Origin of the sequence: Mesorhizobium sp. M4B.F.Ca.ET.203.01.1.1 (genome assembly GCF_004791025.1) — a bacterium.
GTDB lineage: Bacteria > Pseudomonadota > Alphaproteobacteria > Rhizobiales > Rhizobiaceae > Mesorhizobium > Mesorhizobium abyssinicae.
Genome location: NZ_SRUO01000012.1, coordinates 164,474 through 187,997, shown reverse-complemented (window position 1 = coordinate 187,997; position 23,524 = coordinate 164,474). Strand labels below are relative to the sequence as shown.

Sequence of the window (23,524 nt, the reverse complement as noted above, 5' to 3'; positions counted from 1 at the left end):
GTGGTTTCGTCGCGTCGCGACTTTTGCGGGAACCGCTCGCGCCGGTGATGGTTCCCTCGCAAATTCATTTGGATGGGGAGGTCGCCGACACCTCCTGCCGCCTTTGACGACTGCGCAAGCGTAGCCGGGAACCGGCGTTCGCGGCCGGACACCGCGCGCCGGGGAACCGAAATCCCTCACGCGCATTCCTTGTCGAGTTAATTTTCCAGCATCGAAAGGCGAGGGGGTCGGTGGATACGATTGAACATGGCGGCATCGGGCTCCCGGGCGCCCATGCCTTCGATCTGCTGCAGGCGCTGCCAGTCGCCGTCTACACCACCGACAAGCAGGGCCTCATCACATTCTTCAACGAAGCCGCGGCCGAACTTTGGGGGCATCGTCCCGTCCTCAACGAGGATCGGTGGTGCGGATCGTGGAAGCTGCGTCATCTCGACGGTCGCAAGATGGCGCACGACGAATGCCCGATGGCCATTGCCTTGCGCGAAGAAAAGGACGTTCGCTGGGGGCGGGCGATTGCCGAGCGGCCCAACGGAGAACTCATCCCATTCAGCGCACATCCCGTCCTGCTTCGCAACGAGACCGGTGACACGATCGGCGCAATCAACACCTTGCTCGACCTGCGCACCCAGACCATGGCGGACGAAGCCCGCACGCGGCTTGCCTCCATTGTCGAGTCATCGATGGATGCGATCGTTTCAAAGGACATAAACGGCATCATCACCAGCTGGAACGACGCGGCGCAGCGCCTCTTCGGCTACACGCCGGCGGAGGCGATCGGCCGGCCGGTGACAATCCTCATCCCGCCCGACCACCTGGACGAGGAGGTCTCGATCATCACCCGCATTCGCGCCGGCGAGGTCGTGCCGTCCTACGAGACGGTGCGCCAGCGCAAGGACGGCACGCGCATTCCCGTTTCGCTCACCGTCTCGCCGATACGCGACGGCATCGGCAGGATCATCGGCGCGTCCAAGATCGCGCGCGACATCAGTTCTCATAAGGAGAGCGAACGGCGCATCCGCCTGCTCATGCGCGAGGTCAATCATCGCGTGAAGAACCAGTATTCGGTCATCATCTCGATGATCCGCGAGACGAGCAAACAAGCCAGCAGCCCGGAGGTCTTTCTGGAACAGGTGCGCGAACGCATCCTGGCGCTTTCGGAATCGCACGATCTGCTTGTCAATGCCGAGTGGCGCGGCGCGACGGTTGCCGAACTGGTCGAGGCGCAGGTAAGGGTCTTCGCGGCGCAGTCGCGCCTGTCGGCAAAGGGGCCGGTGATTATGCTCAAGCCGAACGCCGTCCAATATCTCGGCATCGCCTTCCACGAACTGGCGACAAATTCGGCAAAGTACGGGGTCTTGTCTAACCCGGTCGGGCAGGTCGAGATCGAATGGGCCATAACCACCGCCGCCAATGGCGAGGAAACCTTCGGGCTTGTCTGGCACGAGCACGATGGACCGCCCTTGGACGGAGAGATACGTCGCGGATTCGGATCGGTTGTACTGAAACGGATCGCGCCGCAGGCGCTGGGCGGTACCGGACAGCTGGAGTTCGGCGAGCACGGTGTAAGCTGGAAGCTCGAAGCGCCGTTGCGATACGTGAAAAACTCTCTTGACGAGATGGATTGACGGCGCGACCGGCCGAAACTTCGCGCTGACATCCTCTCCTTACTGCGTCGCCGAACAGGCGCGCTCGGCCATCTCGGCGACAAGCGCGCAGTCGAACTCCATGGCTGCCCCATACGTTTCGGCTATTTGCACGACCATATATTCGAGGTCTTCGCGCGCGACGTTTTCGTCGAGGTTTCGCAGACGCACACGCTCAGCCACGACAGCGACATTGACCACGCCCGTGGAATGGATCGCGGCCAGGACCAGGGAGTTGAGGTCTTCTCGCAATTGGCTTGAATAGCTGTCGCGCATGGCAGTTGCCTTCCGGTGAGGCGTTTTCCCTCATTTTCGAGCATGCGCCCGACACATTGCGATAGCAAGCGCAATGTCAAAAATATTGAAATAAAATCAATTAGTTAGTATAGTCTGTTGATTGCTTGGTCGATGCCTTGTCCTCATCGTTGGGCCTTTGCGCCGATCACCCATCGCTCACCCTTGACGGGATGTGCGTCAAATCCTAATTTTACTGTTAGTGAGCCAGATACTAACTCACTGCATTTTGGTCTTGGCGGAGGCACAAATGGGCGAACTGGAACGACCTGAACGGCTCCAGATCATGCTGACGGCTGACGAATTGGCTGCACTGGAAAACTGGCGCTTCGAAAAGCGTATGCCGAGCCGGTCGGCGGCCGTGCGGGAACTGCTACGGCGCGGCCTTGCCGCGGAAGGGTTCCTCAAGGCCGAGCAGGGGCTGAAATCGCAGGAGTTTGGAATTCTGGAGCCGGAACGCAACGATAGCGCCGAGGGCAAGCCGGTTGCAGACTAGCCACTGAGCAAACCCGCCTGTCTTGTTCGGACGCCGCGGCCTTATCGTCGGGTCGCACGAAAAGTTTCAACCGCACAACCGCTTCCACCGCTTTCGCTTTGCCGCCCGCTTGCTAAAGGTGGAGCGAAGAATGCCGCCGGGCAGAATCTGCCGGGGAGCGGCGAGTTCGGACGGAACTTCTGCCAATGACATGGACTGGCGCGGCGGCACTTTTGATCCTCATCCTGACCTATGCCGGTGTCGCCGTTGGCCGCTTTCCGGGCCTGCGCCTCGATCGCGCCGGCATTGCGCTGCTCGGTGGCGCAGCCATGATCGCCGTCGGCGCGATCAGCATGGAGGATGCCTACCGCGCCATCAACTTCGATACGATCACGCTGCTGCTCGGCATGATGATCGTGGTCGCGCATCTGAAGGTTTCGGGCGCCTTCCGCGCGCTCGGCGGCTTTGCCATCGAGCATGCGCACGCGCCGTTCATGCTCCTGGTCATGGTGACGCTGCTGACAGGCGTGCTCTCGGCCTTCCTGGTCAATGACGCAATCTGCCTGGTGATGGCGCCGATCGTCGTCCATGTCACGCGCGTCATCAACCGCAACCCGGTTCCGTATCTGATCGCCACCTGCACGGCTTCCAATTGCGGCAGTGTCGCCACCATCACCGGCAACCCGCAGAACATGGTGATCGGCGCGCTGTCCGGCATTTCCTATCCTGCCTTTTCGGCCGCTCTCGCGCCGGTGGCGCTGTTCGGCCTTCTCGCCGTCATCGTCATCTTGCGCATCGCCTACCGCGCCGAATTCGCCCGCACCGTGGACCTCAGTCCCGAAGTCTATCGCGGCCGCATGCTGCCGGGTCAGGTGCTGAAGGCGGTTATCGTCTGCGTCATGCTGGCGGTTGCGTTCTTCGCCGGCGTTGCGGTTGCCAAGGCGGCGCTGATTGCCGGCGCCTTCCTGCTCGTCACCCGCGCGATCAAGCCGCACCGCATCTACCGGGAGATCGACGGCCCGCTGCTGTTCATGTTCGCCGGCCTGTTCGTGGTCGTGGCCGGCGCCGAAAAGACGCTGCTGACACCCGAGATGATCGCCTGGGCGAAAAACATCGGACTCGACGATGTCTGGCGGCTCTCCGGCTTCACCGCCGTGCTCTCCAACATCATGAGCAACGTGCCGGCGGTGCTGGCGTTGAGGCCCTTTGTCCCCGGGCTTGAAAACCCCGAGCGCGCCTGGCTGGTGGTCGCGATGAGCTCGACGCTGGCCGGCAATTTCACGCTGCTCGGCTCTGTCGCCAACCTGATCGTCGCCGAGCAGGCCAAGGCGGCGGGCAAGGAGCTTTCCTTCTCCGCCTTCTTCAAGGTCGGCTTGCCGCTGACGCTGGTCACGCTTGCCGCCTGCACGGCCTGGTTGGCTTTCACCACCTGATTTCCAAGTTTTCAGCCCGCGACAAAAATTTGTCGCGAGCTTTTATCGAATCGATTGCGCAAACGTTTCGATGGCTCTATGGTTTCCATAAATCCGCCGAAGAGCGGTCGGGAAACGCAATCAAGGGAGGAGCGCTTGCGGGCACTCCACACGAGCCGTCATGCCGACAATGGCTGAGGTCGCGCGCCGCGCCGGCGTCTCGGTGTCGACCGTCTCGCACGTTGTCAACGGCACCCGCTTTGTTTCGCCCGAGAAGGCGAGACTGATCAACGAGGCCATCGCCGCCATGGGCTATCAGCCCAACGAACTGGCGCGCTCGCTGAAGGTCGCCTCGACCCGCAGCGTCGGGCTCGCCATCTCGGCGATTTCCAATCCTTACTTCACCGACATCATCTGCGCGGTCGAGGCCGAATGCGCCCGGCTCGGCCTGATGGTGTTCCTCTCCGACACGCAGGAAGATCCGAACCGCGAGCTTCAGGTGGTGCGCGCCTTCCACCAGCGCCGCGTCGACGGCGTCATCCTGGCGCCGTCTGGCTCGCCCGAGCGCGCCATCGACTATCTCGCCGAAAAGAAGCTGCCCTGCGTTTTGATCGACCGCTTCGCCGACGACCGCTTCGACCAGATCGGTGTCGAGAACGACACGGCGATGCAAGCCCTCATCGACCATGTCGTGTCCTTCGGCCACAAGCGCATCGGCTATATTGCCGGCCAGCCGGGGCTGGCCACCACGCGCGAGCGCATCGAGGCGTTTCGCGCATCGCTCGCCGCCAATGGACTTGAATGCCTGCCGCGCTATGTCTCGCCGGAGAATGTCGACACGGCGAGCGCCACGGCATCGACGCATGCGATCCTGGCCTTGCCGACGCCGCCCACCGCATTGGTCACCGGCAACAACATGACGACGATCGGGGCAGTCCGCGCCATCCGCGAGAAGGGTCTTTCGATTCCCGGCGACCTGTCGCTGGTCGGCTTCGACGATTTCGAATGGGCCGACTGCTTCGAGCCGCGCCTGACGCTGGTCGAACAGCCCTGCACCGAGATCGGGCACCAGGCGGCGGCGCTGCTCAGCGAGCGCATCGCCTCCAGCCACGCAGCGCCGCGTGCCGTGCGGCTGCAGGCAAGGCTGCAGGCACGCCAGTCCTGCGCGAGGCCGAGATGAGCGCGCCGCTGCTTTCGGTCACCGGTGCGGTGAAACGCTTCGGCGGCGTGCAGGCGCTGCGCGGCGTCGACTTCGACCTCAAGCCCGGCGAGATTCACGCGCTGCTTGGCGAGAACGGCGCCGGCAAGTCGACGCTGATGAACCTTCTCTCTGGGGTCTACACGCCGGACGAGGGCGAAATCCAGATCGACGGCAAGCCGGTCACCTTCAACAACCCGCGCGAGGCGCAGGCAGCCGGCATCGCCACAATCTTCCAGGAACTCGACCTGGTGCCCTCGCTCGATGTCGCGGCGAACCTCTTCCTCGGCCGCGAATTGATGCGACCGGGCGGCCTGCTCGACGTGCCCGCGATGCGCCGCGAGGCGAAGCGGCGGCTTGAGGCGATCGAACTCGCCATCGACCCCGCGCGCCTCGTCGCCGACCTCTCCATCGGCCAGCGCCAGGTGGTGGCGATCGTCAAGGCGCTGTCCTATGCCTCGCGCGTGCTGATCATGGACGAGCCGACGGCCGCGCTCACCGTCGGAGAGGTCGAGCGCCTGTTCGACATCATGCGCAAGCTCGCCGCTACCGGCGTCGGCATCGTCTACATTTCGCACCGGCTGGAGGAAGTGCCTGAGATCGCCGACCGCGTGACGGTGATGCGCGACGGCCGCGTCGCCGGCGTCACCGAGCCGCACGCGCCGCAGGCCGAACTGGTTCGACTTCTGGTCGGCCGCTCGCTGGATGAACTCTACCCGGCGCGCGCCAGAAGCGCCGGCAAGACGCTGCTCAGCCTCAAGGATGCCAGCTTCAGGCTCGCCCGCGAAAGCGCCGGCTGGCAGCCGCCGAGCGGCATTTCGCTCGAGGTGAAGGAGGGCGAGATCGTCGGCCTGGCCGGCATCATGGGAGCAGGGCGCACCGAACTGCTGTCCGCGCTCTACGGCACCGGGCTCGCCGGCCGCTGGCAGGGCGAGGTCGCAGTCGACGGCAGGCCCGTGAAACTCGACTCCATCGACGCGGCGCGCAAGGCCGGCATCGCCTTCGTCACCGACGACCGGCGCGGCAGCGGCCTGATGCTGCGGATGGCCGTCGGCCTCAACCTCGTCATGTCGGTGATCCGCCGCATCTCGCCGGCCGGCCTGATGTCGCCGCGCCGCCAGGCCGACGCCGTGAAGCAGTCGTTCGGCCAGTTCGACATCCGGCCGAGGAACCCGGACATATCGGTCGGCGCGCTGTCGGGCGGCAACCAGCAGAAGGTGGTGCTGGCCAAGGAAATTCTCGGAAACCCGCGTCTGCTGCTTCTCGACGAGCCGACCCGCGGCGTCGATGTCGGCGCCAAGGGCGAAATCTATGCGCGGCTGAGAGCCCTCGCGGCGCAGGGGCTCGGCATACTGGTCGCCTCCAGCGAGATGCCGGAGCTGATCGGGCTCTGCGACCGGATCGTGGTGCTGCGCCAGGGGCGCAACGTGGCGGAATTCATTGGCGGCGTCGACGAGCACACCGTGCTTGCCGCGGCAAACGGCAGGGAGGCCTGATGTCGGACCAGAAGATTTCGGTGGCTGCCAGCCCGGCAGCTTCAAGCCCTTCGGTACCCGCTGCTCCGGCGGCGAGGCGCGTCGACCCGCTGGCGATCATCGTGCGCTTCCAGAGCCTGATCGGGCTCGTGCTGGTGGCGATCGGCGGCGTCATCTTCTCGCCCCGGCGACACGGCGAGATCCTGTTCCTCAACCCCGACAACATCGCCAACATCGTGCGCGCCGTGTCCGAGACCGGCATCATCGCCATCGGCATGACCTTCGTCATCATCACCGCCGGCATCGATCTCTCGGTCGGCGCGGTGCTCGGCCTGTCCGCCGTGGTGACCGCAACGATGATGATCTCCGGCGGCTTCGGACTGATCCCGACCATTCTGGCCGTGCTCGCCATGGGCATCGCCTTCGGCATCGTCCAGGGCACGATCTCCACCCGCTTCCGGTTGGAACCGTTCATCGTCACGCTCGCCGGCCTGCAGGCGGCGCGGGGCCTTGCGCTCATCGTTTCCGGCAACCAGTACATCAACATCTCCTATGGCGAGGGCCCGGGCCTGGCGCCGCCGGTGTTCGCGGTGCTGGGCGAGCGGCTGTTCGACAACACAGTGCCGGTGGCAACCATCGTCTTCATCGCCTTTGCCGCGATCGCCACGGTGGTGCTCAACACCACGCGTTTCGGCCGTTACGTCTTTGCCGTCGGCGGCAACGAGCGCGCCGCGCGCATTTCCGGCGTGCCGGTGTCGATGGTGAAGATCTCGGTCTACGCCATCACTGGCTTTGCCTCAGCACTTGCCGGTATCGTGCATGCCGGCCAGTTCAATTTCGGCAGCGCCAATGACGGCATGGGCTACGAGTTGACGGCGATCGCCGCCGTCGTCATCGGCGGCACCAGCCTGTTCGGCGGCGCCGGCTCGATGGTCGGCACCGTCGCCGGCACCATCATGCTCGGTGCGCTCGCCAACATCCTTCAGCTCAACAACATCACCCCAGCCACGCAGCTGCTCGCGACCGCCGCGATCATCGTGCTGGCGGCAGTGCTCCAATCCCTCGTTCGCCGCCGCGAGGGATTGGGCAGGTAGGAGGCCGGCGGCAAGCATACCCCCGAGACTGAAACCAAAGGTCTGTCCGCCCCCGGCCAGACGAGGAGGAGAGTGAGCATGAAAACCACACTGAGAGGATCGAAGCGTGCCCTCAAGGCCGCGCTTCTGGCAGGCGCAGGCCTGTGCATCGCCAGCACCGCCCAGGCCGCCGCCCCGATGGTCAAGGCCTGCGCCAAGGACGGCCAGTTCGTCATCGGCTTTTCGCAGGCCAACAACGCCGAGCCCTATCGCCAGCACGTCAATGACGAGCTGACGGCCGCGGCCAAGGACGTTCCGCAGTTCACGCTGCAGATCGCCGACGGCGCCGGCAACGTCAACACGCAGACGTCGCAGGTCGACAACTTCATCACTCAGAAGGTCGATCTCCTGCTGATCTCGCCCTTCGAGGCCGCCCCTCTGACGCCGGCCGTCAAGCGCGCCATGGATGCCGGCATTCCGGTGATCGAGCTCGACCGCAAGACGGTCGGCGATCCCGGCAAGGACTACACCGCCTTCATCGGCGGCGACAATTACAAGATCGCGCTCGAGGCCGGGAAGTACACGGCAAAGACGCTGCTGCCCGACGGCGGCGAGACGGCGGTGCTGGAAGGCCTGCCGAGCTCGACGCCGGCGGTGGAGCGCCTCAACGGCTTCAAGGACGGCGTGAAGGAGAACGCCAAAATCCAGGTCGTCGCCGAGCAGGCCGCCGACTGGGTTCCGGATAAAGCCCAGACCGCCTTTGCCGCCATGCTGCAGGCGCATCCCGACATCAAGGTGCTCTACGCCTCGAACGACATGATGGCGGCGGGCGCGCTGCTGGCTGCCAAGGGCGCCGGCAAGGACGTCAAGATCATCGGCACCGACGGCCTGCCCGGCCCGGCCGGCGGCATCGAGGCCGTCGCCAAGGGCGACTGGGCGGCGACCTTCACCTATCCGACCGGCGCCAAGGAAGCGATCGAGATGTCGAAGAAGATCCTGCTCGACTGCGCGACCGCGGTGGAGCCGACGGTGACGGTGGAGACGACGGCGATCACGGCGGAGAACGCCAAGCAGCTGATGGGCAAATAGGCAGCACGCTAGACTCGATGGCGATAGGGTAAGGCCCCGTACGGGGCCTTGCTCTCGTCACGAAACGCCTAGCTCCGCCTCCTCGGCATTGGGATCGCCCGGCGCCGTCGCCCAGGCAAGCTCCACCAGCGTCACGGTGCGCCGGCCGGTGCCGTCGAGTTGGCAGACGATGAGGCCCTGCTCCTCGATATAGGTGAGCAGGCGGCGCGCGCGGCGCAGCGAGTGCGAGCCATAGGCGCGCGCGATCGCCGCGTCGCTCGGGCAGGGCCGGCTCTCCTTCGCCGCGCGGGCGATCATCATGAACACGCCCTGCATGTCTTCGGGCAGCAGCGAGGCGCGCACCGAGACGTCGCGCCAGGCGTCGTCTTCCGCCATTTCGGAGCCGAGGCCGGCCCGCGCCCGCGTCAGCATGCGGCGGAACTCGGCAAGGTCCGGCACCACCGAGGCCAGGCCCTCGATCCGGCACCGGACGACGAACTCCTGGTAGAGCACGCCGATGACGCGAAAACCGGCATCGGGTTCGGCGAGCACGGCACCGAGCACGCGGTCCATCCGTTCGCGCCGCTCGGCAAGATCCTCGGCGCTGGGTGCGGCCTCCGCCGGCTCGGGGCGGATCTCCAGCGCCGCCGATTTCGCCGCCATCAGCTGGTCGAGCAGGTCGGGCGAGGGCGCCCGGCGCTGCGGCCTGACCGTCTCGGGCGGCGGCGCGGCGAGGATGATCGCGCGCGCATCCTCCAAGGCCGCCTCCGGTAGCGGCATCAGCCGCGGCGTGCCGTTGCGCGGTTTTGTATCAGTCGGGCCGATGCGCAGGCCGAGCGGACGCCGCGACAGCGCCGGACCGAGCGCCATGAACTGTCCGCGCTCGAGGTCGCGAAACGCCTCCGCCTGCCGCCGCTCCATGCCGAGCAAGTCGGCGGCGCGCGCCATGTCGATGTCGAGGAAGGTGCGGCCCATCAGGAAGTTGGAGGCTTCCGCCGCGACGTTCTTGGCAAGCTTCGCCAGCCGCTGCGTGGCGATGATGCCGGCCAGCCCGCGCTTGCGGCCGCGGCACATCAAATTGGTCATCGCGCCGAGCGAAAGCTTGCGCGCCTCGTCGGAAACCTCGCCCGCCACCGCCGGCGCGAAGAGCTGCGCCTCATCCACCACCACCAGCATCGGATACCAGTGGTCGCGCGCGACCTCGAACAGCCCGCCGAGGAAGGCGGCGGCGCGCCGCATCTGGTTCTCGGCGTCGAGCCCCTCGAGGTTGAGGACGGTGGAGACGCGGTGGATGCGCGCCCGCTCGCCGGCCGCCTGCAGGCCGCGCTCGGTGTGCTCCTCGGCATCGATCACCAGATGACCGAAGCGCTCGGCGAGCGAGACGAAGTCGCCTTCAGGGTCGATGATGGTCTGCTGCACCCAGGGCGCGCTCTGTTCGAGCAGCCGGCGCAAGAGATGCGACTTGCCGGAGCCGGAATTGCCCTGCACCAGAAGCCGGGTCGCCAAAAGCTCCTCGAGGTCGAGGGCCGCCGTGGCCCCCGCGCTCGTCTCGCCCATCTCGATCGCAACCGTCATATTTCGACTCGAAAACCTTTACTACGGCGACAGGGCTTATCAACCGAAGCGCGGCGGGTCGAGCGCGCCGGGCATGGATGGGCCACTGTTCCCCAGCTCTTCGGTGGCCGTTCACGCCTGGCCGCGCAAACCCCGAGCGCGCCGGACACGCGCCGGAGTGGGCGCGGGCCAGGGGCCGAGCGAAGTCCGCTTGACCATTCTCAAGCCCGGCGACATTGTGGACCACAAGTTGCAGTTCCTTAGCCAAGTGGTCGTGGCAAATGGATTTTCGCGACGCCATCGAAAGATCGCTGGCCTGGGCCGACGGATGGTTCGACTATGCGGCCACGCCGTGGTTCGTCTATCAGCTCGGCATCATCGCCGCACTGTTCGCGCTGGCCAAGCTCGCGGCGCTGCGCGTCGAGCCGCTGGTAGAGGGCCAGGCTCGCCAGATCAAGGGCCATCCCGGACTGTTGCGGGTGGTGATCGCCCTGCTGCGGCGCACCGACTGGATCCTGTTCACGCTCTTCCTGTTTGCCGCGCTCAGCCTGCTGCGCGCCGTCACCTGGCCAAGCCGCACCCATCTCCTCCAGGTCGCGCTGCTGCTCGCGCTGGCGTGGCTGTTCGCGACGGTGCTGTCGCGCATCATCCGCAACCGCCTCGTCGCACGCACGCTGGGCTGGCTGGCGTGGATCTATGCGGCCCTTGTCATCCTGCACGTCAGCGACGACGCGGCCACGGTCCTCGACAGCCTGGCAATCCCGCTCGGTGCGGTTCGCCTTTCTGCGCTCATGGTGCTGAAGGCGGCGCTGCTGCTGGTCGCGACGGTCTGGCTGGCGGTGGTCATCGGCAATTACATCGATGAGCGTGTCCGCCTCTCCGAGGAGCTGACGCCGTCGATCCGCGTCCTCGTCGGCAAGGTGGCCAAGATCGGCCTCGTGCTGGTGGCGGGCGCCGTCGCGCTATCGGCCGTCGGCCTCGACCTGACGGCGCTGACGGTGTTTTCCGGCGCCGTCGGCGTCGGTCTCGCCTTCGGCCTGCAGAAGGTCGTCTCCAACTTCGTCTCCGGCGTCATCATCCTGCTCGACAAGTCGATCAAGCCCGGCGACACGATCTCGCTCGAAGGCACGTTCGGCTGGATCCGCGAATTGCGGGCGCGCTTCGTCTCGGTGGTGACGCGCGACGGCCGCGAGTTCCTGATCCCCAACGAGGACTTCATCACCCAAAGGGTCATCAACTGGTCGTTCAGCGACAACCTCGTCCGGCTCGACGTGAACTTCGGCGTCTCCTACGACGCCGACCCGCACAAGGTCAGCGAACTGGCTATCGAGGCGGCGATCAGCGTGGGCCGGGTCGAGGCCGACCGGCGGCCGGTCTGCTGGCTGACCGATTTCGGCGACTCCTCGCTGAACTTCGTCCTGCGCTTCTGGATCCGCGACCCCCAGCAAGGCCTGACCAATGTGCGCGGCAAGGTGCTGCTGGCGCTGTGGGATACGTTCAAGGCGAATGGCATCAGCATTCCGTATCCGCACCGGGAGATCATTATGAAGCCGGGCGCGCCGAGCGGGCGATAAGGCCGGTGGCCGGGCGTCGCATCGCAAGATTGCAAGACCCTCGGCAGAGTTCTTTTCATCGCCGGCTGGAGTGCCTCATCTGGTCAGGTTCTCCCCTGCAGCTGCGAGTGAACGGAACCAGAAGAGCCCTGCCGCGTCATAATACAAGCAGGTTTTCGTGGAGTGACCTCGATGCCCCGGCTCGTTCTGTTGGTCGCTGTGGTGCTTGCCCTCGCTTGCGGCGGGGCAGGGGCGGCCAAGCTGGACCCAGCCACCGTCAACGAGGCGCAATTCACCGTCGAGGAACCGAAGGGCTTCAGCCCCGTCCTGCTGAAGGCAGAGATTCTTCTGGATCGCGCCCGTTTCTCGCCAGGCTTGATCGAGGGCCGTGCATCGGAAAATTTCGCCAGGGCGGTCAGGGCCTTTCAGACGGCGAACGGATTGCCGTCGGACGGCAAGCTCACGCGCGAGACCTGGGACAGGCTGATGGCAACCTCCACGAGCCCGGTCCTGGTTGCCTATGAGTTGACGCGCAAGGATGTGCGCGGACCTTTCACCAGGCATATCCCGGCCCGGCTGGAGCGGATGGCCCGCCTGCCGAGGCTCGGCTATCACAATGCGACGGAGAGGCTGGCGGAGCGCTTCCATATCAGCGAGCAATTGCTCAGGCGGCTCAATCCGGGCATCGGCTTCAGGAAGGTCGGCACGAAATTGCTGGTGCCGGATGTTGGCCGGGGGGATCCTCCCGCCGCCATTGCCGGTGTCGAGGTCGACAAGGGCGCGCGCCAGGTGCGCGTGCTTGATCCTTCCGGCAAATGGCTCGCGGTCTTCCCGGCTTCGATTGGCAGCGACGAGAAGCCGGCGCCGACTGGCGAGGCGGAGGTCAAGCGCGTGGTGCGCAATCCGACCTATCACTACGATCCGGACTTCGCTTTCAAGGGGGTCAAGGCAAAGCGGCCATTCACCATTGCTGCCGGCCCCAACAATCCCGTGGGTTCTGTCTGGATCGATCTCTCCATTGAGAGCTACGGCATTCACGGCACGCCCGAGCCCGGCAAGATCGGCGCGACCTTCTCGCATGGCTGCATCAGGCTGACCAACTGGGATGCCGGGGACCTCGCGGCCATGGTGAGGAAAAGCACGAAGGTGAGCTTCAAGGACGAAATGGCGAACGCAGGCGACACGCCTCAGTAGTGCAACAGGCGCAACGCAGGACAGGCTCGCGCGTTGGCGGCGGGCGCATTCCAGCAGGCGATGAAGTCATCTGATCTCATCAATACGCGAGCAAGGCCTTTCCGTATTTGGCCCACAGCTGCTCGCAGTCTCTGGCTCGAAGGGATGGCGTTCCCAGGTCGCCGTACAAAACCATCGCGGCACGGACATCGTAGCCCAGGATCTGAGCATTGGCGAGGAACTGGACGGCCTCGCCCAGACGGCGGACGTCGACAGCGGCATCGGTTTTGTTGGCGCTGTCAACTACCCCCAGGATCTCGGCCGCCGTGTTCCTGACTGCCAAAACAGCCGCCATCGCATCTTCGGTCATCATGTGGCCTGCCGACGAATCGTTTCATTCACATCCCTCGGCATCAGTGGCACAACACTGCGCGGCATGTCCTGAACGCGCCGAACGCTTCGCGACATTTGTTGATTGCACCTTGACGCGAACCACTCGGCCTGTTCACGCGTCAACCCGATGAGGCATTGGCTGGCGAATCCCGCCGGCTCGTTAACGATCGTGTCAAATACGGCCCAAGTGTCGGTTGGCTCCCGGACCACCACGAATCTCATATTAGATACTCCTAATTAAACAACGCGCGAGGAGCGCCGCTGTTCCACCGCGCGGTGCCGTGCCGCCGAGTTGTCATCACGGCGCAGGCTCCACCGCCGCCCCAGCCGTAGCGCCAGCGCCGAGCATGCACTAACATTCCAGCCTAACCCCCTTGGGGCTGGCCGGCGATCTGTTCAAATGGGGAAGTACCCATGACCAATCATTGCTGTGGACCGGGCTATGCTTCTCCCGCCGAGGCGATGCGGGCGCCGCGCGAAAAGCTGCTCTATACGATTGCCATCTACACCGGCACGGGCATTCAGAAGCCGGACTATCTGTGCACCATCGATGTCGACCCGCAGAGCCCGACCTACAGCCAGGTGATTTCACGCCTGCAAATGCCGGGCATCGGCGATGAGCTGCATCATTCGGGCTGGAATGCCTGCTCGTCGTGCCATGGCGATGCCAGCATGGAGCGGAAATACCTGATTGTGCCGGGGGTGCGCTCGTCCAATCTGCATATTGTCGATTGCGGCACCGATCCCCGCAATCCGACCTTGTTCAAGGTCATCGACGGCGCCGAGATCAAGGCCAGGACCAATCTGTCGGCGCCGCACACGGTGCATTGCCTCGGCTCGGATATCATCGTCTCCATGCTTGGCGACGCGCAAGGCAATGCCCCCGGCGGCTATCTGCAGCTCAGCAAGGAGTTCGAGATCGTCGGCCGTTGGGAAAACTCCATGGGCGGCATCAAGTTCGGCTATGATTTCTGGTACCAGCCGCGGCACAACGTGATGGTCAGCTCGGAATGGGCCGCGCCCAACACCTTCATGCCCGGGTTCGACCTCGAAGAGGTCGGCCATCTGAAATATGGCCGCGAGATCCATTTCTGGGATTTCGAGAAGAAGGAGCCAAGGCAGACATTCTATCTTGGTGAGGACGGCCTGATCCCGCTGGAAGTGCGCTTCCATCACAATCCCGACAGCAGCCACGGTTTTGTCGGCGCGGCGCTTTCCGCAAACATCATCCATTGGTGGAAGGACGCGGCGGGCGATTGGCAATGGGAAAAAATCGTCGACGTCGAGAATGAGCCGCATCCCGAATGGCCGATCCCGATACCCGGCGTGATCTCGGTCATCCTGCTCAGCATGGACGACAGATACCTCTATCTGTGCAACTGGCTGCATGGCGACATCCGCCAGTACGACATCTCCGACCCTCACAACGCCAAGCTTACCGGACAAGTGTGGATGGGCGGACTGCTCGGCCGCGCGCCCGAGGTCAATGGCGTGAAAGTCACTGGCGGGCCGCAGATGATCCAGCTCAGCCTCGACGGCAGGCGCCTCTATGTGACGACCTCGCTGTTCTCGACCTGGGACAACCAGTTCTATCCGGAAATCCGGACAAATGGCGGCTGCATGCTGATGGTCAATTGCGATACCGAAAACGGCGGCATGGAAATCGATCCGCGGTTTGTCGTCGATTTCGGCAAGGAACCCAATGGTCCAAGCCGCTGCCACGAAACCCGCTATCCCGGCGGCGATTGCACGAGCGACATCTGGGTATGACCAGCTTCACCATCACGCTCGCCAATCAGGGCGGCGCGGCCTATGCCGTCGATCACCGCAAGCCCCTCTTGCAGAGCCTGCGCGAGCAGGGCGTGGACCTGCCTTACGGCTGCAAGTATGGCGGCTGCATAAGCTGCGCGGCCAAGATGATCAGCGGCAAGGTCGATCAGAGGGCGCAGGTAGCGCTGAACAACCGCCAGATAAACAATGGCTACATCATCCTCTGCGTTGCCCGCCCGCTGAGCGACTGCACGCTGGAGGTCGGCGTCGAAAGCCATGACAGGCTCTATCGCAACCCCTTCCTCGACCCCCTGGCCGCGCATGAATTGAAAGCCGATATCGCGACCCCGCTGGACGACAAGAAATGACCCATATGAACCATGATGAGCCCTATCCGGAGGCTTATCTGCAGCAGATCCTGAAATCGGTCAAAACCATCGCGATGGTGGGCGCCAGCCCAGACAAGACCAAATTTTCCTATGGTGTTCTCAGGGTGCTGCACGAAACCGGCTACGACATGATCCCGGTCAATCCCAGTTTCGGCGTGGAGGAAATTCGAGGGCTCAAAGTGTACCCGTCGCTGGCGGCCATCGACCGGCCCGTCGACATGGTCGAGGTTTTCCGCCGCTCCGAAGATCTAATGGAAGTCGCGCTGGAGGCCATCGCCATCAATGCCAAGGTTCTGTGGGGTCAGATCGGCGTGCGCGATGACGCTGCCGCCTGGTTGGCGGAGGAAGCGGGCTTGAAAGTGGTGATGAACCGCTGTCCCAAAATCGAGTTGTTCCGCCCCTTCTGGAAGCCGAAGTTGCACCTGGGAATATGATTGCAGGTCACGTAATTCGGCGTGTCGGCGGTGACCAATCTGGTCCCTTTGGTGTTGGGCGTTGGTTCTGCTAGGCCGTGGGCTCATACACCCGAAGCCATTGTCGCGATCGGGGATTTTGAGATAGACTTTGCAATCTTGAAATCGTGCCGGATCCTCAGGCCTGCCTTGGGAGATGCTAATGCGCGGGTTCTTGCTTTTCATTCTGTTGGTGCTTGCACACATTCCGATTGTATCGCATGCCGCCGCCATCCACGACGCCGCCATGGAGGGCGATGTCGCGGCGATCACGGCGGCACTCGATGCAGGTGCCGGAATAGATGAGAGCGATGGCACTGCCACCCCGCTCTATCTTGCGGTGATGCTGGGCCACATCGATGCGGCAAAATTGCCCATAGAACGTGGTGCGGACGTCAACGCCCAGACGGCTTGGGGCCCTCCGCTGATGGCGGCCGTTGGGAAAGACAAGATCGATCTGTTAAATCTGTTGCTGGAGCGGAATGCAGATCCAAATTCCAACCGTGACAGCGAATCCGCCCTCCACGTCGCCGTCACTCTCGATTGTCTCGATTGTGTGAGGGCGCTGGTCGAGGCCGGCGCAGACGTGAATGCGAAGACAACGGGCGGCAAGACGCCGCTCCATATCGCAAAGAGCCGGGGGCAAGCCGAAATTGCCGCCTATCTTTTGTCGCACGGGGTTGTCTTGCCAACACCGGCTCCGATCTCAATGAAATTGGCTTCTGCCGATGTCGAGAAAGGTCGAACCTACTTCGCCCGCGTGTGTGTGTCAGTTGCCACACTGCCGAACCGCAGGGAGGGAACAAGATAGGACCCAACTTATGGAGCGTCGTCGGCCGCGACAAGGCATCCGTGGCAGACATGCGTTACTCCGATACCTTGCTGGGCTGGGAGGGGCTATGGACGTACGAGGACCTGAACAGATATCTCTTCGGGCCTATGCTTACCACGCCGGGCGTTAAGATGGAGACGCCTGGCGTCACGGACGAGACCGAACGGGTCAACCTGATCGCCTACTTGCGCACACTCAGTGACAAGCCGATCCCGCTGCCCTGAATCGATGATCTCTTGCACAACTGCTGATGGGCCCGCGTCGGCTAGCAGATTGAATCTTGCCTGAGGTACGCTGCCAGGTGGTCGCTGAGATCGCGCGCGTCATCGCCGGCACCGTCGATCAGCGCGGACTTGCGGCGGCGCAGGAACTGCATTCCCATCAGGTAGAGGCCCGGATGGTCGGCCACCCCGCCGTCGTGACGAACGTGGCCCCAGCGGTCGAGGACAGGCAGCTCCAGCCAGGAGTAGTCCGGCCGGTAGCCGGAGGCCCAGATGATCGTCCTGATCGCGCCGCCGGCGAGATCCAGGCCGAGGGGCGGGTTGTCCTCGACGCGTGTCGGCGGCGGGCGATCCGGCGGCCCGACCGTCGCGTCCAGGCCGTTGTCGCGCGCCCATTCGTCGATGAGGTCGAGCAGCCGGGCCATCTTGAGATCGGAAAGCGCGCACATGTTGCGCAACGACCCCGCGAACTGGGCCTTGCCGTCCTCGGTGATGCCGGCGAGACGACCGACGAGCCTGACGCCGCGGTCGAGCAGCGCATTGAGGTCGAGGGTGGTGCGATCGGGCGTGCCGGCAAGCTGCAGCGAAGGAACGCGTCGCGCCCGCCTGATATCGTCGACCTCGTCGTAGCGCTCGTCGAGCACGCCGGCGGCGTCCATCCACCATTCCAGGTCCTTGCCGCGATAGACGCGGGGCGCCCTTATGTGCTCGCCCACCGACAGCGTCACCTGACGCCCCGAACGCTGCAGCTCCTGTGCGATCTGGGTGCCGCTCGACGACGCGCCCACCACCATCACACCGCCGTCGGCGACCTGGCCCGGATTGCGGTAGGACTGCGCCGTCAGCATGGCGACCGACGGCGGCACGCGGGCGGCGAAATCGGGCAGACGCGCGATGTTGCAGGCGCCCGACGCCAGCACCACGGTCCGGCACCGCCACTCGCCGCGGTCCGTGCGCACCAGGTATCCCGTACTGTCGCCGCGCACCGAGGTAACTGTCGTATGGGTTTCGACCGGCGCCGAGATCGCCCTGGCATAGCTGCCGAGGAAGTCGATCACCTCAGGCAGCGTCCGGTAGCCGTCCGGGTCGTCGCCGTCATAGCGGAAGCCGGGCAGCCGGCTCTGCCAGTTGGGCGTGAGCAGCCGCAGCGAATCCCACCGCTCGGTGCGCCAGCTATTGGCGATCTCGCCGCGCTCGAGCAGCACATGGTCGATGGAGCGCTCCGCGAGGCAGCGGCTCATCGCGAGCCCCGCGTGCCCTGCGCCGACGATCACTGTGGTGACGGAACTAATCGCGCCCTCTCAGCAAAAGCTACGGCTCGAACCGCCCTTCAGTTCACCACGACCGTGACGTTCGTCGGATTGGTGACGATGTCATAGACGGCCGACCGCTTCTGCGACTGGGCGACGAGCGCCTCGATGTCCTCGCGCTTGGCGTCGGCGTCGATGGCGTACTTCACCGTGATGCCGCTGAAGCCGTTGCGGACGTCGCTGTCGATGCCGAGTATGCCGGCGAGATCCATGTCGCCTTCGATGGTCGCCTTCACCGACTTCAACTGGATGTTCCGGTTCTGGGCAACCGCGGCGATGCCGGCGGTCAGGCAACTGGCCAGCCCGACCAGTATGTATTCGACAGGCGTGGCGCCCTGATCCAGGGAAGCGAACACCTCCGGATGGTCGGCGTCGAATGCGAAGGTGGTCTTGCGATGCTGGTCCTGGCCGAGACCGTAAAAACTCTCGACCGTCGAATGGCTGTGGGTGCCATCCTTCCATTCGCACGCCGCGCGCCACTTGAACTGCGCGGCCTCCGGGGCGTTGGTAAGCGCTTCTTTTGCGGCGAGCAGCGCCTCTACGTTGACGCCATTGTCGGCCTGTACTGCGGAAGCCATGATTATCCTCCCTACCTTGCACTGGCTGAAAAACCCGACCGTTTCACTGACCTCTTGATCAGCTTTGGCCGTGGGGCGGGCATGGTATGGGCAGCCAGGCGTTTCGACAAGTTGTTTCCGGCGGGTGCGGGGTCGCCCTTCGGAGCCAGAAATAGCTATTTCGATCAGGCCGTCCCGGCCCGCGCTGGTCTCGCGCCCGCTTGCCGCCGGCTCACTGGGGCGCCGTTCGAAAAGCGCGTGCCGACCGGCCTCAGCCTTTCGATCCTGGCGCCCGACCGATCACCCGCCCACGCCGCCGCGATGATCGACTGGCTGCTGGCGGAGCCGGCTCTGTCATCCTCACCTTGACCAGCGTCGCCGCGGCGTGGCCGGCGGCGCCTATGTAGTCGGGATCGTGGTGGATCAGCATGCTGGAGAAGGCGCCGTCCATCAAAAGCACGATCTCGCGCGCCAGCATGCCGGGCTCGCTGACGTTGTGGCTTGAAAGCTCTGCGGCCAGCCATTGTTCGAAATTGGTCTTGTGGCGCGACCCGGCCTTGACCGCCGGGTGTCCGGGCATGGCGGCGAGCTCGGCGGCGGTGCGCAGATAGCCGCAGCCTTTCCACTTCGGGTGCCGCGCCACGCGCGCCAGATTAGTGAAGATCGCCGCGACTTTTTTGTCGACGCCGCCCTCGGCGGCGTCGAACCAGCCGCCCATCTGCTTGATGTTGGGTTGGTCGCGGCCGTCGAGATAGGCGGCGATCAGATCGTCCTTGCTCCTGAAATGATAGTAGAGCGTGCGCTTGGTCAGCCCCGCCTTTTCGGCCACCGCGTCGACGCTGACCCGAGCGACGCCTTCGGCATAGAACAGCTTCGTCGCCGCATCGACGATGCGTTTGCGGGTGGGGCTGGCGGGCTCGCTCATGTCGCAAGTATACCGACTAGTGAATATACACACAACGCAAAAGCTGATCCTTTCCGGCAGTTCCATGCCGGAGAGAAAAAATGACCGAGCTTGTGCTTTGCGAAAACCACGACCGCGTCGCGGTGCTGACGCTCAATCGCCCCGAAAAACTCAACGCCTTGAATTACGCCTTGATCGATCGTCTGCTCGAAATGCTCGACAGGATCGAGACCGACGACGCCGTTCGCGCCGTCATCCTGACCGGAGCAGGCGAGCGCGCCTTCTCCGCCGGCGCCGACATCCACGAATTTTCGATCAGCGTCGCCACCGGCGCGGATGTAGCTCTGCGCGACTTCGTCATGCGCGGCCAGCGGCTGACGGCGCGGCTCGAAGCCTTCCGCAAGCCGGTCATCGCCGCCGTCAATGGAATTGCCTTCGGCGGCGGCTGCGAGATCACCGAGGCGGTGCCGCTGGCCATCGCCAGCGACCGCGCGCTGTTCGCCAAGCCCGAGATCAACCTCGCCATGCCGCCGACCTTCGGCGGCACACAGCGCCTGCCGCGGCTGGCCGGCCGCAAGCGGGCGCTGGAGCTGCTGCTGACGGGCGAGACCTTTTCGGCGGAGCGCGCCGCCGAGCTCGGCCTCGTCAACAGGATCGTGCCGCACACCGAGCTGATGCCTGCGGCCCGGGATCTCGCCCGGCGCATCCTCAGCCATTCGGCGACCGCGGTGGCCGGCATCCTCACCGCGGTGGCGCGCGGCATCAATCTCGGCATCGCCGAAGGCCTACTGGTCGAGGCGGAGCAGTTCGCCCGGCTGGTTCCGACCGCCGATCTGCGCGAGGGGCTCGACGCCTGGATGGAGCGCCGCAAACCCGCCTTTGGCGGTTCGTGGATGCACATCACCCGGCCAAGCGAGGCAAGGCGCGCCTCGGTGGCAATGGACCGCGCGGCGGCTCAGGGCGAAACGGCTACCCGGCCCCGCATGTTGGGATGAAAGCGGCAGAAATAGTCGACCGCGCCGGCTTCCTTGAGGGTCGTCTTTCCCGTCGATTTCGGCGGGATAATCACCTCCCAGCCGCCTTTCACCGTGGCCGTGTGGGCGAACGCATCCTTGTTCACCCACTCGATCGTGTCGCCGACCCTGGCCGTAACGCTTGCCGGCGAGAAGACGAGCTTGTCGATGGTCACCGTGATCGTCTCCGCCGGCGCCGGGCTGGCGGTGAGCGCCAGCGCCAGCGCCGCTAATGCCGGCCGTGTCAGCGCCGTCATTTCAGGCTGCCGGCGACATGCTCGGCATGCTGCTGATGCCCCTGGAAGATCTTCAGCCCGGTCTCCAGCAGGCTCTTCAACTCGGCATTGCTCGCCGACGGGATGAGCAGGGTCTCCAGCGCCCCGTTGACCTGCTTGTGGTAGGCCACCTCATTCTCGACATAGGCCTTGTCGAAGGCCGCGCCGTCGAGCTTGGCGAGCTTGCCGCGTTCTTCGGCCGCCGCCTTGGCCAGCGCCTGGCTCGTGGCGTTGTCCTCCGGCGTGACATTGAGCTTCTTGACCAGGTCGAGCGCCTGCTTGTTCACCGTCTCATGGTCGCGCACCATGTCGTTGGCGAAATCCACGACCTCCTTGGTCTTGGACTTCTCGATCGCCAGCTTGGCCGCCTCGATGTCGATCGTGCCCGCCGTGTAGGCGATGTGGGCGATCTGCGGATCGGTCGGCTTGTCGGCGGCCTGCGCCAGCGGCGCGGCGCCGAGCATGAGCAGGGCGGCGAGGGCAACGGTCGGTCGGGTAAACATGGCATCTCCTTCGCCCGGTGGTGCCGGGCTCGCGTTCTTCGGTTAACGCTGATTGGATGCGGGAAGGCCCGAAACGTTCCCGGGAATCAGCCTTCGATCCCCAGTCTTTTCATCACCGCCTCGGTCAGCCGCTCGCAGCGGCGGCCGGCGAAGGGGAAGGCGTCGAGCAGCACCGGGCCGATCTCGTCGTCCAGCGCCTTGCGCACCAGGGCGCGCGCCCGGTGCAGCCTCGTCTTGACGGTCTCGGGCTTGACGCCGAGCAGGTCGGCGGTCTCGTCCATGCTGAAGCCCTCTATGACGCGGGCGATGAACACGCTGCGGTAGACATCGGGCAGGCTGTCGGTCGCCCGTTCGACAAGTGCGAGGATCTGCCGCTGCGCCATCGTCCGCTCCGGATCGTCGCTCGCGTTGAGGGGAAACGGGATGATCTGCGCATCCGGATTCTCAGGCATCGCGACGGTGCGCTTTCGTTTCCGCAGCCGGCCGAGCGCCTCGTTGATGACGATGCGCGACAGCCAGGTCGAGAGCGAGGCATCGCCGCGAAAGGCGGCGAGGCTGGCGAAGGCGCGGACATAGGCCTCCTGGACGATGTCCTCGGCCTCGGCGTCGTTGCGTACCACGCCGCGCGCGATGCGGTAGAGCCGCTGGTTGTGCGTCTTGATGATCAGGCGGAAGGCGTCCGCCTCGCGCGCCAGCGCACGGCGCACAAGCGCCATGTCGCCAGATGCTGTTTCGGGCGCCGCGACAGCGGCAAGCTTCCTCATCATGCCCCGATCTCCTTGCACAGACGCTCCATCGGGACATTGGATGCGCTGGCCGCAAAAAGGTTCCCGGATTTTGGCGCCTATGTTAAGCCGCCGCCAGGCCCTTGTCTGCCGCCTGCACGCGCGCGGCTGCGGCCAAAAGGTCGGTCTGCGTGATCAGGCCGAGGATGCGCCGTTCGCCATCGACGATCACCGCCGCATGGCTGCGCCCGTCGGTCAGCACCGGCAGCAGGCTCATCGCCGGCGTGTCTGGCGAGGCGGTGCCGGCCTTCGACATCACGCCCTTCACCGTGTCGGTGGCTTTCGTCAGCTCGCGCAGGCCGACGGCGCCGACCAGCCTCGCTTCGGCGTCGACCACCGGCAAGGTGCGGATGTTGTGGTCGAGAAGCTGCTGCCGCGCCGCGTCGGCGGAGGCATCTTCCGGCACCGAGATCACGTCGCGCGACATGATGTCTTCGCAAAGCAGCGTGCGATGCGTGCGCACCATCGCCTGCAGCTCGACTTGCCTGAGCAACCGTTCGAGGTCGTCGCGCCCGATGTCGAAGGTCTCGTCGAGCGCGGTCAGCGCCGCGTCGATATCCTCGGGCCGGAAGCCGACGCGCTCGCGTGGCGCCGGATCGGCGGTGCCGTGGCTGTTGGCGGCGGGAGCGGCGACATGCGGATAGTTGCGCCGCGCCAGCCGGTGGAAGAGGAAGCCGAGCGTGACCAGGATGGTCGAGTTCAGCGCCACCGGCACGAACGGGAACAGGAAACCGGCGCTGATGACCGCCGGACCGCCGAGCACGGCGGTGAGCGCGGCGGCACCGCCCGGCGGGTGCAGGCAGCGCGTGAACGACATCGCCGCGATCGCCAGCGCCACGGCAAGGCCGGACGCGATCACCGGATCGTGCACGAAATGCGCCACGGTGACGCCGACCAGCGCCGAGATCGAATTGCCGCCGATGATCGACCAGGGCTGCGCCAGCGGGCTCGCCGGCACGGCGAAGAGAAGCACGGCCGAGGCGCCCATCGGCGCCACCAGCAGCGCCACATGCGGGCCGCCGCCCATCGCCAGCCCGCTGATCACGCCGGTCAGCGCGATGCCGATCGTGGCGCCGATGCAGGCCAGCAGCCGTTCGCGCAGCGTTGCGCCGGCAAGGATGGGGACAAAAAGGCGGAACGCCATGGCAAATCCTGCATGCAAGAGAAATTGCGCTGCCCGCAATGCAGCCGCGGTCGCGGAT

25 protein-coding genes are annotated in these 23,524 nt (G+C 65.0%); 15 read left to right on the top strand and 10 right to left on the bottom strand.

What is annotated here, in order from left to right; all coding sequences use genetic code 11:
- The first annotated feature begins 230 nt into the window (after positions 1–230).
- A complete protein-coding gene (locus EN846_RS23825; protein WP_245493396.1) occupies positions 231–1,625 on the top strand; it encodes a PAS domain S-box protein in 1,395 nt (464 codons plus the stop codon).
- 39 nt (positions 1,626–1,664) lie between these two features.
- Here EN846_RS23825 and EN846_RS23820 read toward each other — a convergent pair whose 3' ends face one another.
- The gene (locus EN846_RS23820) at positions 1,665–1,919 is read right to left on the bottom strand and encodes a hypothetical protein (protein WP_127286440.1); all 255 of its coding nucleotides are present in this window, start codon (positions 1,917–1,919) and stop codon (positions 1,665–1,667) included.
- Between the two features lie 268 nt (positions 1,920–2,187).
- Between EN846_RS23820 and EN846_RS23815 the strand changes: the two genes are divergently transcribed.
- From EN846_RS23815 to EN846_RS23790, 6 genes are all read left to right on the top strand, one after another.
- On the top strand, positions 2,188–2,433 hold the full coding sequence (locus EN846_RS23815; RefSeq protein ID WP_127286441.1) for a hypothetical protein: 246 nt from the start codon (positions 2,188–2,190) through the stop codon (positions 2,431–2,433).
- A gap of 185 nt (positions 2,434–2,618) precedes the next feature.
- Positions 2,619–3,845 carry an anion transporter gene (locus EN846_RS23810; protein ID WP_127392065.1) on the top strand — a complete coding sequence of 409 codons (1,227 nt, stop codon included), beginning with the start codon at positions 2,619–2,621 and terminating at the stop codon, positions 3,843–3,845.
- Positions 3,846–4,005: 160 nt separating this feature from the next.
- A complete protein-coding gene (locus tag EN846_RS23805) occupies positions 4,006–5,004 on the top strand; it encodes a LacI family DNA-binding transcriptional regulator (RefSeq protein WP_127286443.1) in 999 nt (332 codons plus the stop codon).
- Positions 5,001–6,518, top strand: a complete 1,518-nt coding sequence (locus tag EN846_RS23800) for a sugar ABC transporter ATP-binding protein (protein ID WP_127392064.1) — start codon at positions 5,001–5,003, stop codon at positions 6,516–6,518. Before EN846_RS23805 ends, EN846_RS23800 begins: the two co-directional genes overlap by 4 nt.
- Complete coding sequence (locus tag EN846_RS23795) at positions 6,518–7,591, top strand: ABC transporter permease (RefSeq protein WP_245478264.1); 1,074 nt, start codon at positions 6,518–6,520, stop codon at positions 7,589–7,591. The genes EN846_RS23800 and EN846_RS23795 overlap by 1 nt, the downstream gene beginning before the upstream one ends.
- Before the next feature lie 78 nt (positions 7,592–7,669).
- A complete protein-coding gene (locus EN846_RS23790) occupies positions 7,670–8,659 on the top strand; it encodes a substrate-binding domain-containing protein (RefSeq protein WP_127286074.1) in 990 nt (329 codons plus the stop codon).
- Between the two features lie 57 nt (positions 8,660–8,716).
- Here EN846_RS23790 and EN846_RS23785 read toward each other — a convergent pair whose 3' ends face one another.
- Positions 8,717–10,213, bottom strand: coding sequence for an ATP-binding protein (locus tag EN846_RS23785; RefSeq protein ID WP_127286073.1), 1,497 nt, complete (start codon positions 10,211–10,213; stop codon positions 8,717–8,719).
- A 260-nt stretch (positions 10,214–10,473) separates the two neighbouring features.
- Between EN846_RS23785 and EN846_RS23780 the strand changes: the two genes are divergently transcribed.
- Together EN846_RS23780 and EN846_RS23775 are read left to right on the top strand one after the other, a co-directional pair.
- Entirely contained in the window at positions 10,474–11,766 is a 1,293-nt protein-coding gene (locus EN846_RS23780; protein WP_127391996.1) for a mechanosensitive ion channel domain-containing protein, read from the top strand.
- A 171-nt stretch (positions 11,767–11,937) separates the two neighbouring features.
- On the top strand, positions 11,938–12,939 hold the full coding sequence (locus EN846_RS23775) for a L,D-transpeptidase (protein WP_127310275.1): 1,002 nt from the start codon (positions 11,938–11,940) through the stop codon (positions 12,937–12,939).
- 79 nt (positions 12,940–13,018) lie between these two features.
- On the opposite strand, the gene EN846_RS23770 is transcribed toward EN846_RS23775, so the two are convergent.
- The gene (locus EN846_RS23770; protein ID WP_127286070.1) at positions 13,019–13,291 is read right to left on the bottom strand and encodes a hypothetical protein; all 273 of its coding nucleotides are present in this window, start codon (positions 13,289–13,291) and stop codon (positions 13,019–13,021) included.
- A gap of 434 nt (positions 13,292–13,725) precedes the next feature.
- Here EN846_RS23770 and EN846_RS23760 point away from each other — a divergent pair, with 434 nt between their 5' ends.
- The 5 genes from EN846_RS23760 to EN846_RS35920 all read left to right on the top strand — a co-directional run bounded on the left by EN846_RS23760 (position 13,726) and on the right by EN846_RS35920 (position 16,978).
- Positions 13,726–15,081, top strand: coding sequence for a selenium-binding family protein (locus EN846_RS23760; RefSeq protein ID WP_127391997.1), 1,356 nt, complete (start codon positions 13,726–13,728; stop codon positions 15,079–15,081).
- Positions 15,078–15,449, top strand: a complete 372-nt coding sequence (locus EN846_RS23755; protein WP_127391998.1) for a 2Fe-2S iron-sulfur cluster-binding protein — start codon at positions 15,078–15,080, stop codon at positions 15,447–15,449. Before EN846_RS23760 ends, EN846_RS23755 begins: the two co-directional genes overlap by 4 nt.
- Positions 15,446–15,904: a CoA-binding protein gene (locus tag EN846_RS23750; RefSeq protein WP_127391999.1), complete on the top strand. Its 459-nt coding sequence runs from the start codon at positions 15,446–15,448 to the stop codon at positions 15,902–15,904. The genes EN846_RS23755 and EN846_RS23750 overlap by 4 nt, the downstream gene beginning before the upstream one ends.
- A 181-nt stretch (positions 15,905–16,085) precedes the next feature.
- On the top strand, positions 16,086–16,733 hold the full coding sequence (locus EN846_RS23745; RefSeq protein ID WP_245493448.1) for an ankyrin repeat domain-containing protein: 648 nt from the start codon (positions 16,086–16,088) through the stop codon (positions 16,731–16,733).
- Positions 16,685–16,978 carry a c-type cytochrome gene (locus tag EN846_RS35920; protein WP_245493447.1) on the top strand — a complete coding sequence of 98 codons (294 nt, stop codon included), beginning with the start codon at positions 16,685–16,687 and terminating at the stop codon, positions 16,976–16,978. Before EN846_RS23745 ends, EN846_RS35920 begins: the two co-directional genes overlap by 49 nt.
- A gap of 41 nt (positions 16,979–17,019) precedes the next feature.
- Here the strand turns inward: EN846_RS35920 and EN846_RS23740 are convergent, their stop codons facing one another.
- From EN846_RS23740 to EN846_RS23730, 3 genes are all read right to left on the bottom strand, one after another.
- Positions 17,020–18,249, bottom strand: coding sequence for an NAD(P)-binding domain-containing protein (locus EN846_RS23740; RefSeq protein WP_281015754.1), 1,230 nt, complete (start codon positions 18,247–18,249; stop codon positions 17,020–17,022).
- A 56-nt stretch (positions 18,250–18,305) separates the two neighbouring features.
- The gene (locus EN846_RS23735) at positions 18,306–18,863 is read right to left on the bottom strand and encodes an OsmC family protein (RefSeq protein WP_127392001.1); all 558 of its coding nucleotides are present in this window, start codon (positions 18,861–18,863) and stop codon (positions 18,306–18,308) included.
- A gap of 250 nt (positions 18,864–19,113) precedes the next feature.
- Entirely contained in the window at positions 19,114–19,767 is a 654-nt protein-coding gene (locus tag EN846_RS23730; RefSeq protein WP_128346645.1) for a TetR/AcrR family transcriptional regulator, read from the bottom strand.
- Between the two features lie 80 nt (positions 19,768–19,847).
- Between EN846_RS23730 and EN846_RS23725 the strand changes: the two genes are divergently transcribed.
- Positions 19,848–20,741: a crotonase/enoyl-CoA hydratase family protein gene (locus EN846_RS23725; RefSeq protein WP_127392002.1), complete on the top strand. Its 894-nt coding sequence runs from the start codon at positions 19,848–19,850 to the stop codon at positions 20,739–20,741.
- On the opposite strand, the gene EN846_RS23720 is transcribed toward EN846_RS23725, so the two are convergent.
- From EN846_RS23720 to EN846_RS23705, 4 genes are all read right to left on the bottom strand, one after another.
- Positions 20,702–21,016 (bottom strand): cupredoxin family copper-binding protein, encoded by a 315-nt coding sequence (locus tag EN846_RS23720; protein WP_127286164.1) that lies wholly within the window; start codon positions 21,014–21,016, stop codon positions 20,702–20,704. The two genes, EN846_RS23725 and EN846_RS23720, sit on opposite strands and share 40 nt — an antisense overlap.
- Positions 21,013–21,537, bottom strand: coding sequence for a DUF4142 domain-containing protein (locus EN846_RS23715; RefSeq protein ID WP_127286165.1), 525 nt, complete (start codon positions 21,535–21,537; stop codon positions 21,013–21,015). The genes EN846_RS23720 and EN846_RS23715 overlap by 4 nt, the downstream gene beginning before the upstream one ends.
- An 86-nt stretch (positions 21,538–21,623) precedes the next feature.
- The gene (locus EN846_RS23710; protein ID WP_187331456.1) at positions 21,624–22,304 is read right to left on the bottom strand and encodes an RNA polymerase sigma factor; all 681 of its coding nucleotides are present in this window, start codon (positions 22,302–22,304) and stop codon (positions 21,624–21,626) included.
- Positions 22,305–22,386: 82 nt separating this feature from the next.
- Entirely contained in the window at positions 22,387–23,466 is a 1,080-nt protein-coding gene (locus EN846_RS23705; RefSeq protein WP_127392003.1) for an HPP family protein, read from the bottom strand.
- Between the last annotated feature and the right edge of the window lie 58 nt (positions 23,467–23,524).

Coding starts and splice junctions, on each gene's coding strand:
- EN846_RS23820 (WP_127286440.1), bottom strand. CDS start 1,919: ATGCGCGACAGCTATTCAAGCCAATTGCGAGAAGACCTCAACTCCCTG.
- EN846_RS23815 (WP_127286441.1), top strand. CDS start 2,188: ATGGGCGAACTGGAACGACCTGAACGGCTCCAGATCATGCTGACGGCT.
- EN846_RS23810 (WP_127392065.1), top strand. CDS start 2,619: ATGACATGGACTGGCGCGGCGGCACTTTTGATCCTCATCCTGACCTAT.
- EN846_RS23805 (WP_127286443.1), top strand. CDS start 4,006: ATGCCGACAATGGCTGAGGTCGCGCGCCGCGCCGGCGTCTCGGTGTCG.
- EN846_RS23800 (WP_127392064.1), top strand. CDS start 5,001: ATGAGCGCGCCGCTGCTTTCGGTCACCGGTGCGGTGAAACGCTTCGGC.
- EN846_RS23795 (WP_245478264.1), top strand. CDS start 6,518: ATGTCGGACCAGAAGATTTCGGTGGCTGCCAGCCCGGCAGCTTCAAGC.
- EN846_RS23790 (WP_127286074.1), top strand. CDS start 7,670: ATGAAAACCACACTGAGAGGATCGAAGCGTGCCCTCAAGGCCGCGCTT.
- EN846_RS23785 (WP_127286073.1), bottom strand. CDS start 10,213: ATGACGGTTGCGATCGAGATGGGCGAGACGAGCGCGGGGGCCACGGCG.
- EN846_RS23780 (WP_127391996.1), top strand. CDS start 10,474: ATGGATTTTCGCGACGCCATCGAAAGATCGCTGGCCTGGGCCGACGGA.
- EN846_RS23775 (WP_127310275.1), top strand. CDS start 11,938: ATGCCCCGGCTCGTTCTGTTGGTCGCTGTGGTGCTTGCCCTCGCTTGC.
- EN846_RS23770 (WP_127286070.1), bottom strand. CDS start 13,291: ATGATGACCGAAGATGCGATGGCGGCTGTTTTGGCAGTCAGGAACACG.
- EN846_RS23760 (WP_127391997.1), top strand. CDS start 13,726: ATGACCAATCATTGCTGTGGACCGGGCTATGCTTCTCCCGCCGAGGCG.
- EN846_RS23755 (WP_127391998.1), top strand. CDS start 15,078: ATGACCAGCTTCACCATCACGCTCGCCAATCAGGGCGGCGCGGCCTAT.
- EN846_RS23750 (WP_127391999.1), top strand. CDS start 15,446: ATGACCCATATGAACCATGATGAGCCCTATCCGGAGGCTTATCTGCAG.
- EN846_RS23745 (WP_245493448.1), top strand. CDS start 16,086: ATGCGCGGGTTCTTGCTTTTCATTCTGTTGGTGCTTGCACACATTCCG.
- EN846_RS23735 (WP_127392001.1), bottom strand. CDS start 18,863: ATGGCTTCCGCAGTACAGGCCGACAATGGCGTCAACGTAGAGGCGCTG.
- EN846_RS23730 (WP_128346645.1), bottom strand. CDS start 19,767: ATGAGCGAGCCCGCCAGCCCCACCCGCAAACGCATCGTCGATGCGGCG.
- EN846_RS23725 (WP_127392002.1), top strand. CDS start 19,848: ATGACCGAGCTTGTGCTTTGCGAAAACCACGACCGCGTCGCGGTGCTG.
- EN846_RS23720 (WP_127286164.1), bottom strand. CDS start 21,016: ATGACGGCGCTGACACGGCCGGCATTAGCGGCGCTGGCGCTGGCGCTC.
- EN846_RS23715 (WP_127286165.1), bottom strand. CDS start 21,537: ATGTTTACCCGACCGACCGTTGCCCTCGCCGCCCTGCTCATGCTCGGC.
- EN846_RS23710 (WP_187331456.1), bottom strand. CDS start 22,304: ATGATGAGGAAGCTTGCCGCTGTCGCGGCGCCCGAAACAGCATCTGGC.
- EN846_RS23705 (WP_127392003.1), bottom strand. CDS start 23,466: ATGGCGTTCCGCCTTTTTGTCCCCATCCTTGCCGGCGCAACGCTGCGC.